This is a genomic window from Kaistella sp. 97-N-M2 (assembly GCF_021513235.1).
In the GTDB taxonomy this organism is placed as follows: domain Bacteria; phylum Bacteroidota; class Bacteroidia; order Flavobacteriales; family Weeksellaceae; genus Kaistella.
The window spans coordinates 1208215-1221473 of record NZ_CP090976.1 but is presented as its reverse complement, the minus strand read 5'-3'; the positions used below and the strand labels follow the sequence as shown (position 1 = coordinate 1221473).

Sequence of the window (13259 nt, the reverse complement as noted above, 5' to 3'; positions counted from 1 at the left end):
ATTCAGGTGGCTTTATAAACTTAGATTTCAAGAATTAGGGAAAGGTAACTCCTGAATACGCATTCACATTAACCATTGGTAAAGTGGATTTGTACTTCTGGTTGATCTGTTTTAAGAATTCGTTAGCAATCAAAGCATATCCTCTTCCCGTCAAATGAACTCCGTCTAAAGAGAATGTTCCGCCGGTTACGAAAGTTGCGGTGTATTTAACGCCGCTGAACTGAATGCCTGAAGCTGAGGAAAGTTCCCTCATTTTAGCATTCGCATCAACAAACGCCAAACCTTTTGAATCTGCAACAGCTTTAATGGCGGCATTATATGCGGCAGTGGCTGTTAAAACCTTTGCTGTTTCTGTTTTCGTTAATACATACTGATTAGCTAATGGATAGGAAATTCCGTTAACATTGATGCTTGCCGGTACTCCTGGAACAGTGGTTCCGATTACTGAGCTCGTTGGCAAAAGAATTAAATCCTCAGACGTTGCCTGTCTCGCCTGCCCATAAATCTGGCCGAAAGCCGCAGCCGTTGCTGCTCCTAAAGAAGGCGTTAACGCAGCGGTTAACTGTGCAGAAAGATTGGTTAAGGAAAGATCTACAATTAATAAAGGATTGGAAGCGGTTGCGGAAAGCAAATTAATTCGGTCTCCCGCCCCAAAAGCCGTAAGTGCCTGTTTCAATGGACCATATAAACCGCCGTTTAAAGCCGGAACATTTGCACCAACCAACGCCGGAGTTAATGGATTATAAGGAACTCTTGTAAAGTATGGAATTGAAGTTACGTTTGGAATGTTTGCAATAACTCCTTTCGCACCGTTTGCAGTTAAGGCAGCTACGTAACCATTAATTACGGCACCAACCACGCCCGGATCTGTAATATCATTTCCACCATAAGTTGCCGGGTTCGTATTTCCTGTTTGATCTACGCCTAACCCCCCGCTCGTTGCATAAGAAAGTACATCGTTATTACCAATCCACAAAGAGAAAAATGTAGGCGCCTGCGCTGCAGCATCTCCGATAACCGAAGCTGTTGGGCTGGAGGCAAACCGAACGAAATAAGGATTGGCCTGTCCGCTTTGCAAACCGGCTGCATTACCGTAACCCGCTACGCCTAAATGAAATGATTTGGCGCCGGGAACCCCCATATTTTGGTAAGGTCCAGCACTGAAGATATTGGCCAGGGTAGTTGTACCCATAATTTTTGTCGGATCAGAGTCTCTGTAAGGTGCCAATGCACCGTTCACTACTAATAGCTGCAATTTGTCTAAAAGACCTACCGCTTTTATGCCTCCTAAATTATCTGCCATCAAGGGCTGTTTAAAGTCGCCGCCCCCTGCAAGTTTCATCTGTGCCGCCATCATGGACGGGAAGGATTCATTTTGACCGTCAAGATATAACGCGCCGTCTCTATAACCCGAAGTAAGGGAATTTCCTACGGAAACAAATTTAGAGAAGTTGGCTTCACCACTTGTCACCTGAATGTTGCTCACGTCCGTGTCGAAATCGTTCTCGCAGCTAACGGTAAAAAACAGTGCTGAAACAGCGATTGTTGAAATTAATATTTTTTTCATAATTATTTAAAAATTAAAATGGGTTGTAAGATAAACCTAGACCAAAGTAGTAGGCTTTAGCCTTAGCCTGTCCGTAAAAACTGGTATATTCGTTTTTAACCTCGCGGCTTTTTGGAAGCGCAAGACCGCCCGCGACGTCCACTCCAATTCCTTTTGCGAATTTAAATCCTAAACCTGCAGTAATAACATTGGAATCAAAAGAAGGTGTTTCCGCCTGAAAGTTTTCGTCTGTGTACGGTGATTCATCGTAATAATATCCTGCACGTGCGGCAATCATATCATTAATTTGGTACTGCGTTCCGATTCGCCATGTTTGGGTGCTCTGGAAGTTTTTCGGACTTACCAAAATTGTAGGATCAGTCGGTTGGTTTCCAATCGGTGCATTTGCAAAATCCAAAGTCAGCCTGTTGTACCGGTCCCAGCCACTGTAGTTGAAATCGCCGGACAATAACCACTTCGGAGTTACCTTATAAGTTACCCCAATCGTATATTCGTCCACCAAAGGCAAGGTGGCTTTAAAGGAATCTTTACCGGAAGCATCCAAACCTAAAGCCGGATACAAAGCGGGAGAAATATTAAAGCTAACAGTTCCGTTTTCAGCTTCCATATCAATCGGAGAACGGTAGGCAATACTCACGTCCAGTTTGTCGTTGGGCTGAAAATAAAAACCAACACCGAAGCCGCTGCCAGAAGCTTTATCATCATTTAGGTTAAGCGTTCCGCCTAATTGTGTAGCTGCTTTGTCCCAATCTACAATTCCTTTTGCATAAATATAACTTCCACCTAAAGATACCCACGGCGCCAGTTTAAAGGAAACCATCGGCTGAAAGTAGAATGCTTTCAGTTCCAGGCGCTGTACGATCTCTCTTCCTGCCCAATCGGAGGGCCATTCAATTGTACTTCCGAACGGTGTGGAAAAATTAAAACCTACAGAAATATTATCCATCACCTTATACGCTACGGCCGCATAAAGTGGCGTTCCAAGGGGATTGTTGGTGTCGTAAGATTCTAGAGTCGATAAGCTTTGATAAGTCACATTGGACTGTGCGCCAAAACCACCGGCCGCAATACTTAATTTAGCTGGGATAAAAGACATTCCCGCAGGGTTAAAGAAGGTAACACTCGCATCTTCTGCGTGTGCACTGGTATGCGCCATTGCCAACTGCTTTACGCCTTGCAAAGAAACTCTAAAACCTCCTGCATAAGCCAAAGCTCCGGCCAATAGTGCTGTGGTTACAACAATTTTTTTCATATGATCTTTATTAATGTCCCAAATATAAAATTATTTTTTAAACAAATGTTAATAAATCATAAATCTTTTTAAACAAATTTAAATGCAACCTTAATGTTTAAATTTTCCTTACCCCATAACATAATGCAATCTCTTTGTTGGCGGGCTTTTTATGAATTTGGAATGGGATAGGTAAATCCGTCGTTTAAACTAAATAATCCTTCAAAAATGCTTTAAAACGAATGTTTTCGAATTATATGATCTGCATAATATTATAAATATTATTAAATATTCTACAATAAAATGTTTAAATCTTTGAAACAGAAAAAACAATACTGTTAAATATCTTGGCTTTGAATTAAACAAAATAAATTTATGCTAAATTTGCACTCATAATATCAATAAATATGAGTTGTGGATGTAAAACGTCCGGCGATTCTGCCCACTCCTGCGGAACAAAAACCGCGAGTGGCTGTGATAGCGTAAATACCTGCGGGAATAGTTATAAATTAAGCGTTTTCGATTGGCTCTCCAATATCAACAACCCCTCAACATCCCAAACGGATTTTGTGGAAGTAAGATTTAAGAACGATCGCAAATTTTTTTATAAAAACGTAAACAATTTACCCCTGCATATGGGGAGCGTAATCACAGTAGAATCCAGTCCGGGTCACGATATAGGCGTGGTAAGCCTTACCGGAGAATTAGTAAAAATTCAGATGAAAAAGAAATTCGTTTCTGAAGATAATCCTCTGAAAATATACCGCTTAGCCAACCAAAGAGACATCGAAGTTTGGCAGGAATCAAGAGCCAAAGAAGAGCCGGTGAAAATTCAGGCGCGAAAAATTTCTTACGGCTTAAATCTGGACATGAAAATTACAGATGTGGAATATCAGGGTGATGGTGGAAAGGTAACTTTCTATTATACCAGCGACACGCGCGTGGATTTCCGACAGTTAATTAAGGAGTTTGCGGGCACCTTCCGTACAAAGATCGACATGAAACAGATCGGCTTCCGCCAGGAAGCTGCAAAAGTTGGAGGTATTGGGTCTTGCGGGCGCGAGCTTTGCTGTTCCACCTGGCTTACCGATTTTCGGTCTGTAAATACGAACGCGGCGCGGTACCAGCAGCTAAGCATTAATCCGCAAAAATTAGCAGGACAATGTGGCAAATTAAAGTGCTGTTTAAACTACGAACTCGATAGTTATCTCGATGCGTTAAACGATTTTCCACCTTCTTCGACCACGCTCGACACTGTGAATGGCAAAGCTTTCTGCATTAAGATCGATGTTTTCAAGAAGAAAATGTGGTTTGCATATGTAGAACGTTCTATGGCATGGTACGATTTGGATGTTGCCGATGTGAAGAAAATGGTGGCCCAAAACAAAAAAGGGGAAAAAGCCCAGCCATTGGAAGAGATTAAAGTTCATGATATACCGGTACGATCCGTCGATTTGATTCAGGAAAACACGATCGACCGTTTCGAACGAAAAAATAAAAATTCCGGGAAAAATTCCAACAGGAAAAAACCGAGTAATAATAATAATAATAATCAAAGACCACCTAACGCGCCAAGAGCGGAGAACAGGGGTCCGGAGAACCAGGCTGAAAGAGGTAATAAAAGACCGGAGAAAGCACCAAACCAAAACGGTAAACCCCAAAATCAGCAACCTAAAAAATTTAAAAAGAAGTTTCCGCCCAAACGTGACGATAATGCATAAGATAGCAGGTGTTTTTTTCGTTTTGATGATTCTCGCGGGTTGCAGTAATGCTTCCGAACAAGTGAACATGAAAAACCTTAATGGAAATTGGGATAAAAAAATAGAGCAGAAATTCGATTTTAACGTGAACGATGCTCAAAATCCGAAAAACATTATATTTGTTGTAAGGAACAATAACGAGTATCCATACAGCAATATCCGTTTCATCGTCCATTTTTTGAACGCTAAAACAAATGTAAAAACCACCGATACGCTGAATTATGTTTTGGCACAGCCGAACGGCGAGTGGTTAGGTAAAGGATTTGGGTACACTAAAGAAACACTCTTCCAGTACAAGTTAAATTATAAATTTCCTCAAAATGGAGCGTATTCCATCGGGATTATTCAGGCGATGAGAACCGACAAATTGAAGGGAATTGAAGATATCGGTATTAAAATAGAAACGGCTAAACCGTAATATCATTTATGGAAAACAAACAAAACCAAGGCAGCAAACCTAAACAAAAGTTTCCCCTACCCCCGAAAAAGGTTAAGAATACCGGGTGGAAAAGGTGGGTAAAATTAGTCTGGATAGGTCTTATTATTGTTATTCTGGGAATTTCTTCCCTCTTTTTTGGTGTTTCGCAAGGTTTTTTCGGAAGTATGCCCGATGTTAAAGAGCTGGAGAATCCCGATATTTATGTCGCCTCCGAAATTTATTCTTCCGACGGAAAAATGCTCGGCAAATTCGAAAAAGAAAAAACGCAGCCCGTTACGTACAAAGAATTGCCTCTATATTTAATTTATGCGCTTCAGGCAAAAGAAGATGAGCGGTTTAAAGAACATTCTGGCATCGATTTACAATCGGTCGCCAGAGCCGTTGCTTTTGGCGGACAGCGTGGTGGTGGTTCTACCATTACGCAACAGCTGGCCAAATTATTATTTACCGGAACACGTTCCCAAAACAAAGCCACAGCCGTATTTCAAAAACTGAAAGAATGGGTTGTAGCCGTAAGTTTAGAGAAAAGATATACGAAAGAGGAAATCATTACACTCTATTTCAATAAGTTCGATTTTCTTTATAACGCCAACGGAATCGAAATGGCGTCGCGTGTTTATTTTAATAAACCCACCTCCAAACTAACGCTGCCCGAAGCTGCTATGTTCGTGGCCATGCTCGAAAATCCGGTTAAAAATAACCCGATGCGAAATATGGAAAGAGCAAAATCCAGAAGAGACGTCGTTCTGGATCAAATGCTGAAAACAGGTTATCTGGATCAGGAAAATTATCAAAAAGCCGTAGAATCTCCGATTACTTTGGATTACCATCCAATAAAATCCATTGATGATGGTTACTCAGCTTACTATAAATTTTATTTAAGAAAAGAGATCGATGGCTATTTGAAAGATTACGAAAAGAAAACAGGTAAAACCCTCAACCTTTTCAAAGACGGCCTGAAAATCTACATCACCCTTGATTCTAAAATGCAGGGTTACGCGGAAGAATCTATTAAAGAACATTTAACTGATCTTCAGAAAAGATTCGACAACGAGCAGCGAAACAGAAAACAAAGACCATTTTACCTCATCAACGACAAGGAAATCAATTCCATCATGATGAGCGCGGTAAAGAGAACCGGACGGTACAAACAGTTGAAAAATGCAGGCGTATCTGAAGATTCTATTATGCTGGACTTCAAAAAGCCTATTAAAACTTCCAGATTTACGTGGAATGGCGAAGAAGAGGTTGAAATGTCGCCCTGGGATTCCATTCGCTATCACAAACAGATCGCGCAGGCCGGCTTAATGTCCATGGTTCCCGGAACCGGCGAAATTAAAGCCTGGGTAGGCGGTATCAACTGGCAGCATTTTCAGTATGACCATATTAAACAGGGGAAAAGACAGGTCGGTTCCACTTTTAAACCTTTCGTGTATGCAACTGCCATTATGAAATTAGGAATGACACCCTGTTCCACCGTTTCGAATGCGACTTATACCAAAGGAAGCTGGTCTGTACAGGGAAGCGGCGGAAGTTTAACTCTGAGAGATGCCCTAGCACAATCTAAAAACCCCGTCGCGGTTCGATTGATAGAAATGGTAACGCCGAAAAGCGTTATTCAAACGGCGCGGGATTTGGGCGTGACCGAAGAAATGCCAAACGAATACGCCATTGCGCTGGGTTCTTCAGATATTACCATTTTTGAAATGTTGGGCGCTTACAGCACTTTTGCGAACTACGGAAACTACATAAAACCCGAAATGATCTGGCGTATTGAAGACGCAAATGGCCGGGTTATCAAAGAGGTAAAGCCCGTAATGAAAGAAGTGATGAATGAGCTTTACGCATACACAATGATCGACCTTATGAAAGGCGTCGCGCAATTCGGGACGGCTTCGGGCGAACTCGGCCGAAGAGGCGTACCAAAAACAATAGAGATCGCCGCTAAAACCGGAACCACACAAAATAATTCCGACGGTTGGTTTATGGGGATGACTCCAAATCTGGCCACCGGGGTTTGGGTTGGTTGGGAAGACCGCGCCACCCATTTCTGGGGAACCGGCGAAGGTCAGGGTGCGAAAATGGCCCTTCCGATCTGGGCAATCTTTATGAAAAAAGTTTGGGCAGATAAAGCCCTCGGCGTCTCACCTGACGACAAATTTGTGAAACCTTCGAACTGGACCGGAAGCTGTTCTGACCTTCAAGGTTTAGGCGGATACGGCGATGACGGCGGTTTACAGACGATCGATGAAATTAGAAACCCCAAAGTCGTGGAGCCCGCTTACGTTCCGCGGCCGAATTCCGGTAAAAAGGAAGAAAACGTCAACGAGAACATTAATGCCGGCGACGATATCGACTTCAACAAGTAACTCCGATACACAATATAAATCGAAAACATCCTTTCAATCTTTTGGAAGGATGTTTTTTTTAACGACCTTTGAACCATGAATTTAGATCAAATTACACAACCTTTTTCAGAAATATTTCCGGGCGATCTTTCCGGAAATCCGCGACAAAGGCAAACGCCGAAAGTCCTTTTTTCAACCACACAAATCATGGGTTTTGAAAACGCAGACCTGATTATTTTTAATAAAAAACTTGCGGAAGAAATCGGGCTGGGGAAAATAGAGAAAGAAGCAGACACAGACTTTTTGAATGCCGCTTCTTTGCCGGCAAATATTAAAACCTACGCCACGGCTTATGCAGGACATCAGTTCGGAAACTGGGCGGGACAGTTAGGCGACGGACGGGCTATTTTCGCCGGCGAAATTCAAAATAAAAACGGTAAAAAAACGGAACTCCAGTGGAAAGGCGCCGGCGCAACACCCTATTCCCGGCACGCCGATGGAAGAGCGGTTTTAAGATCGTCTGTGCGCGAATATTTGATGAGCGAAGCCATGTATCACCTGGGAATTCCCACCACAAGAGCACTTTCTCTTTCCTTCACCGGCGAACAGGTGATGCGCGATATGATGTACGACGGCAACGCAGACTACGAAAAAGGCGCCGTCATGATGCGAACCGCCGAAAGTTTCCTGCGTTTTGGCCATTTCGAACTCATTTCGTCCCAACGGGAAATCGCGACTTTACAACAACTCACTGATTTTACCATTCAAAATTATTTCCCGGAGATTAATGTCGAAAGTCCGGAAAAATACGCGTTGCTTTTCCAAAATATTTCAGAACGAACCGCAGATTTAATGGTTGAATGGTACCGCGTTGGTTTTGTTCATGGTGTGATGAACACGGATAATATGTCTGTTTTGGGCTTAACCATCGATTACGGACCTTTTTCTTTTTTGGATGAATATGCTTTAAACTTTACCCCAAACACCACCGATTTGCCCGGCCGTCGGTACGCTTTCGGCAACCAGGGCAAAATTGCGCAGTGGAATTTATGGCAACTCGCCAACGCGTTATTTCCGCTGATCAACGACGAAAAAATCCTGGAAAAAATACTGAACGATTTTACAGAAATGTTTTGGACGAAACACGACGCGATGATGGCGAAGAAATTCGGTTTTGATCGTGTTCTGGAAAGCGACGTCAGTTTTTTTACGGATGCGCAGCAAATTATGGAAGATCTGAAAATTGATTATACGCTCTTTTTCAACAAGTTAGAAAATGCAGACGAAAATTCAGATTACGAACGCCTTTTTGCAGAGGTTTTCTATGAGCACGTTTCGGAGGAAAACTTTTTAAAGTTTGAAAACTTCATCAAAATATATTTGGAGCGATTAGACAAGAACACAATTTCCCGCGCCGAATCGCTGGCCTTAATGCAAAAAAACAATCCAAAATTTATCCTGCGGAATTATATTCTTTTTGAATGCATTAATGAAGTGAACGAAGGAAAAAAAGATTTGCTGAATAAAATTCTTACGGCTTTGGAAAATCCGTACAAAGAACTTTACCCGGAATTTTCGAAAAAGCGACCTTCGATGTATAACGGTCAGAGCGGCTGTTCAACGCTTTCGTGCAGTTCTTAAAATTTCTTACTTTTGCCGAAATTTTCCACCTTGGTTGTCAAACAAAAACTGACCGATCTTTTAAAAACCGTTTTTCCCGCCACGAAATTCGAGTTTTTGCTCTTCGCGATCTTCCTTGCCGTTTATGGTGTTTTGGGCAGCGCCATCGCGCTGAATTACCGCATTATTTTCGATGACCGAATTCCGTGGGATGCTTATTTCAGTTTTGATAACCGCGCCATTATTTTAACCGGCGGCGGTTATGAAAGACATCCGCTTTCCAATTATTTTTTTGAGGGGTTGCGAAACTTTGCCTACCTTTTTTCCGGGGGCAAAAAAGATGAAATTTTCCGTTTGGCATTGGCCTGGTGCAGCAATCTGGCGGTGAGTTTAAGCCTTATTCAGATTTATAAATATTTAAAGAACATTATTGAGTTGCCGAAGAAGATCTCGCTTTTAATCCTCTTCTTTTTTGCTTTTTTCTCTACAAATATTTTGCTTTCCTTCACGCCGGAAAATTATACGTACACACTATTTCTGCTCGTTCTGTTTAATTATTACGCTGCTTTAAAACTTAAAAAAGACGAAAAAATTCCCGCCACTGGCCTCGCTTTAGCCGGAATCTCTGTCGGCGGGTTAACCGTGACGAATATTGTAAAAGTGTATATTCCACTTCTTTTTGAAACGAATATTTTCCGAAACTGGAAAAAGTTAGGAAACGCTTTTTTTCGCGTCACAGTTTCGGCCGCTGCTTTCGTTTTGCTCTTTTTGTACCGGATCGATTTCAATTACATGAAATTTTTGAATAAATCCGGTGAGCAATATGAGAAATTTTCCACGCCAAAAGTGACGCCGGTTTGGGACATGATCCTCTCCTGGTTTTTTGGTGGAAATATGCTGTTCGCCGGTTTTGAACTGCGGGATTACCACAACAAAAAAGGCTTTTATTACAAAGCCCTTTTTATGGAGGTTTACCATTCCTGGCTTCCCTATGTTTTTGTGGTCGCGATGATCGCGTTGGTTTTATGGAGTTATTTGCGAAATTTTAAAAATAAATTTGTTCAGATATTGATGATCTCCTTTCTTGTAGATATCGTCATTCACTGTATTCTAAAATTCGGTCTGCACACATCGTATATTTACGGCGGACACTTTGTTTTTGTGTTTCCGTTGTTAATCGGGTGGCTTTTTTATTCCTACAAAGATTCCCCACGAGTACTTTCTTTCCTCGTGGTCACGGTAAGTCTTCTCTTCTTTTATTTAGGAGTGAACAATCTCTTCCGACTGGAAGAATTCTTCGAATTCCTGGAACAGTATTACCGGTAAAATTTTTATTTGATTTCAACACATCCGACGCGGCCGCCTGCATTACCCGTTGGCTGCGTATGGAAGTCGTCTTTTCCGGCGTGAATCACTAAAGATTTTCCAACGATGTTTTTGCTTTCGTCGCTACATCCAAGACACCATTTATCGGTATTAAACATCAATCTCGCTGTACCGTCTTTATCAGCGACCAAATTTCCGATATCGCCCATGTGGAAATGTTCCGTTCCCCACTTTCCGTGATCATTGTTGGAAGGATTCCAGTGTCCACCGGCAGAGCTGGCATCGGTTGCAGAACAGTCGCCTTTTTCATGAACGTGTACAGCGTGGATTCCGGGCGTTAATTTGTAGACATTGAGATCCATTTTTACGTTTTTACCTTTCTGCACAAACTCCGCCGTTCCCTGCGTACTGGTTCCGCTTTTGGAGTTGACCGTATAATTTTTTGTGGTTGTGCAGGATACAGCCAGGACTGCACTGCAGATAAGCATTGAGATTTTTGTGACATTCATAATACTATTTTTTTAAAGTTTTATTGATGATAAAGATACGGAAATACTGAAGGACTTCATTTCGTACAATTCAGCAGGGATATTTTACCGTTCGGTTAGAATAATTTTCAGCAAAACTCATTCCGCAATATCTTTACGGTATAAAATTAAAACCATGCAAACCTTCATTATTTCTAAAGTTTTGCTCCTTGTGTCCTTTATAATGGGAGTATTTCTGAACGCGCAGATCACCGTCTCGGGCAGCGTTAATTTTAAAAACAAAGGCGTAAAAGATGTCTCGGTGACGCTGAAAGATACGTACGATGGCACCACCACAGATGCAAACGGCAATTTTTCCTTTGAAACTTCCGAGAAAGGCAATCATGTTCTCCTATTTTCGAATCCAAAATTTGCTGAAGTTGAAAAAAACATTGTGATTGCCGACGAAAATATCAAAATCAACGCAGATATGAAAGAACAGATCTCGGAAATTGATGCCGTCGTAATTTCCGCCGGCTCCATTGAAGCGAGCGACCGAAAAAGAGCCACCACATTGCTCACGCCGATTGATATTTATACAACAGCCGGCGCGAACGGACAGGTAACTTCTGCACTCGAAACGCTTCCCGGCGTCCAGAAGATCGGCGAAACCGAAGGTTTGTTTGTGCGTGGCGGAACCGGCGATGAAACCAAATTCTTTATGGACGGCAATTTGGTGAACAATTTTTTCGGCAATTCCATTCCCGGCGTGAAATCCATGGATCGCTTGAACACTTCGCTTTTCAAAGGAAATGTTTTTTCCAGCGGCGGTTATTCGGCGGTTTACGGCCAGGCGCTGTCTTCCGTTCTGGTTTTGGAAAGCATCGATTTTCCGGAAAAAAATTCGGTCGATCTGGGTTTTTCGCCTATTTTCGTCAATGCCGGATTTCAAAATGTGAACGGCGAGAAAACGAAATCATTTGGGATTTCTGCGGGTTACTCCAATATTGGGCTGATGACGAAGGTCATTAAATTCAATAATAATTTCACGAAGGCGCCGGAAGGTTTGGGCACGAATTTTAACTTCAGACTGAAAAATAAAGCGGGTGGCATCCTGAAATATTACGGCAGTTTCGACACGAACAGGATTGGGCTGCAAACGGAAAGCCTGGAACCCGACACCGATTTCGACAATACGTCTTTGCAAGGCAAAAATACCTTTCATAACCTGGCTTTCAAACAGAAATTCGGGAAATATCTGTTGAATCTGGGAAGTTCTTATACGTACAATTCGAATTTTATTAATTTGAGTAACACGTTTCAAAACAGAGAAATCAATCCAAATTCCATTGATATAAAATCAAACTACTTCAATACGAAAGCGGTTTTAGAACGAAAAATCAACAAAATTTCCGCAATCCGCGGGGGTCTTGAGTATAACCAGGCAAACGAAAACACGGACGTGGCCGTCACAGATGCACCGTATAAATTTAAAGATCAGATTACCTCGATTTTTGCAGAATCGGATCTGGGTTTCAGCAATAATCTTTCCGCAAAAGTAGGTCTGCGCTCCGAATACTCCAGTGCGGTCCACGAATGGAACTTGGCGCCGCGCTTCGCCATGGCGTACCGCCTCTCAAAAAACTGGACCAGCTCTTTGGCCTACGGAATCTTTTACCAGAATCCGGAAAACAAATTCTTTGGCGCGGCGCCGCTGGATTATCAGAAATCGGAACATTATATCCTGCAGGTTCAAAAATCAGAAGAAGGCCGGAGCCTGCGTCTGGAAGTTTTCTATAAAAACTACACGGATCTTATTAAAACTAAAGTTTTAGATTACCGCCCGCTCGCCATCAATAACACCGGCGAGGGATTTGCAAAAGGGGTGGAAGTTTTTTGGCGGGACAAGAAATCAATCCCCGATATTGATTACTGGGTTTCCTATTCGTATCTGGATTCAAAGAGAAATTTCCAGAATTACGACCAAAGTCTCTTCCCCAATTTTGCGGCAAAACATACGCTTTCCGTCGTTGCAAAGAAGTTCGTGGTTTCCTGGAAAACGGGTTTCAACCTTTCCTATACTTATGCGTCGGGACGACCTTATTACAATTTCGTGACGGACGACGGCGGAAATTACCACCTCGCTACGGAGGGAAGATTAAAGGATTTCAGCGCGCTGAATTTCAGTTTGAATTACCTGCCTAATTTAGGAAAAAAAGACGCCAAATCCTTTATGGTGCTGGTTTTGGCCATCAACAATATTCTGGGACAGAAAAACATTTACGGATACAACTTCTCGACGGACGGTTTGCGAAACCGCGCGGTTCTGCCCTCGGTGAATACGTTTATTTTCGTCGGCGCCTTCATCAATTTCGGTATCGACCGAACCGAGGATGCCATCAACAGTAACCTTTAAAACCTTTCGGAAACCAAAAGCGACCTTTCAGAGAAAAAATATTTGAACACGAAATTTTTTAAAATACCTTTATATCATCAAACAC

Annotated in this window: 9 protein-coding genes; 6 read left to right on the top strand and 3 right to left on the bottom strand. The window is 42.2% G+C overall.

From position 1 onward, the window contains the following. Positions 1-34: 34 nt before the first annotated feature. Positions 35-1567, bottom strand: coding sequence for a G-D-S-L family lipolytic protein (locus L0B70_RS05805; protein ID WP_235143338.1), 1533 nt, complete (start codon positions 1565-1567; stop codon positions 35-37). Between the two features lie 13 nt (positions 1568-1580). Next, positions 1581-2819, bottom strand: a complete 1239-nt coding sequence (locus tag L0B70_RS05800) for an OmpP1/FadL family transporter (RefSeq protein ID WP_235143337.1) — start codon at positions 2817-2819, stop codon at positions 1581-1583. Positions 2820-3205: 386 nt separating this feature from the next. Here L0B70_RS05800 and L0B70_RS05795 point away from each other — a divergent pair, with 386 nt between their 5' ends. From L0B70_RS05795 to L0B70_RS05775, 5 genes are all read left to right on the top strand, one after another. After that, a complete protein-coding gene (locus tag L0B70_RS05795; RefSeq protein WP_235143336.1) occupies positions 3206-4519 on the top strand; it encodes a regulatory iron-sulfur-containing complex subunit RicT in 1314 nt (437 codons plus the stop codon). Continuing rightward, positions 4512-4976 (top strand): gliding motility lipoprotein GldH, encoded by a 465-nt coding sequence (locus tag L0B70_RS05790; protein WP_235143335.1) that lies wholly within the window; start codon positions 4512-4514, stop codon positions 4974-4976. The genes L0B70_RS05795 and L0B70_RS05790 overlap by 8 nt, the downstream gene beginning before the upstream one ends. Positions 4977-4984: 8 nt before the next feature. Next, positions 4985-7366: a transglycosylase domain-containing protein gene (locus L0B70_RS05785; RefSeq protein ID WP_235143334.1), complete on the top strand. Its 2382-nt coding sequence runs from the start codon at positions 4985-4987 to the stop codon at positions 7364-7366. 75 nt (positions 7367-7441) lie between these two features. Further along, positions 7442-8986, top strand: coding sequence for a YdiU family protein (locus tag L0B70_RS05780; protein ID WP_235143333.1), 1545 nt, complete (start codon positions 7442-7444; stop codon positions 8984-8986). 12 nt (positions 8987-8998) lie between these two features. Beyond that, positions 8999-10291 (top strand): DUF6080 domain-containing protein, encoded by a 1293-nt coding sequence (locus tag L0B70_RS05775; protein WP_235143332.1) that lies wholly within the window; start codon positions 8999-9001, stop codon positions 10289-10291. Positions 10292-10296: 5 nt separating this feature from the next. Here the strand turns inward: L0B70_RS05775 and L0B70_RS05770 are convergent, their stop codons facing one another. Then, positions 10297-10800, bottom strand: a complete 504-nt coding sequence (locus L0B70_RS05770; protein WP_235143331.1) for a superoxide dismutase family protein — start codon at positions 10798-10800, stop codon at positions 10297-10299. A 154-nt stretch (positions 10801-10954) separates the two neighbouring features. On the opposite strand from L0B70_RS05770, the gene L0B70_RS05765 reads away from it, so the two are divergent. After that, a complete protein-coding gene (locus L0B70_RS05765; RefSeq protein ID WP_235143330.1) occupies positions 10955-13174 on the top strand; it encodes a TonB-dependent receptor in 2220 nt (739 codons plus the stop codon). Positions 13175-13259: the final 85 nt, after the last annotated feature.

Bases quoted from the DNA above. Each gene is read 5' to 3' on its own strand.
- L0B70_RS05805 (WP_235143338.1), bottom strand. From the start codon at position 1,567: ATGAAAAAAATATTAATTTCAACAATCGCTGTTTCAGCACTGTTTTTT.
- L0B70_RS05800 (WP_235143337.1), bottom strand. From the start codon at position 2,819: ATGAAAAAAATTGTTGTAACCACAGCACTATTGGCCGGAGCTTTGGCT.
- L0B70_RS05795 (WP_235143336.1), top strand. From the start codon at position 3,206: ATGAGTTGTGGATGTAAAACGTCCGGCGATTCTGCCCACTCCTGCGGA.
- L0B70_RS05790 (WP_235143335.1), top strand. From the start codon at position 4,512: ATGCATAAGATAGCAGGTGTTTTTTTCGTTTTGATGATTCTCGCGGGT.
- L0B70_RS05785 (WP_235143334.1), top strand. From the start codon at position 4,985: ATGGAAAACAAACAAAACCAAGGCAGCAAACCTAAACAAAAGTTTCCC.
- L0B70_RS05780 (WP_235143333.1), top strand. From the start codon at position 7,442: ATGAATTTAGATCAAATTACACAACCTTTTTCAGAAATATTTCCGGGC.
- L0B70_RS05770 (WP_235143331.1), bottom strand. From the start codon at position 10,800: ATGAATGTCACAAAAATCTCAATGCTTATCTGCAGTGCAGTCCTGGCT.
- L0B70_RS05765 (WP_235143330.1), top strand. From the start codon at position 10,955: ATGCAAACCTTCATTATTTCTAAAGTTTTGCTCCTTGTGTCCTTTATA.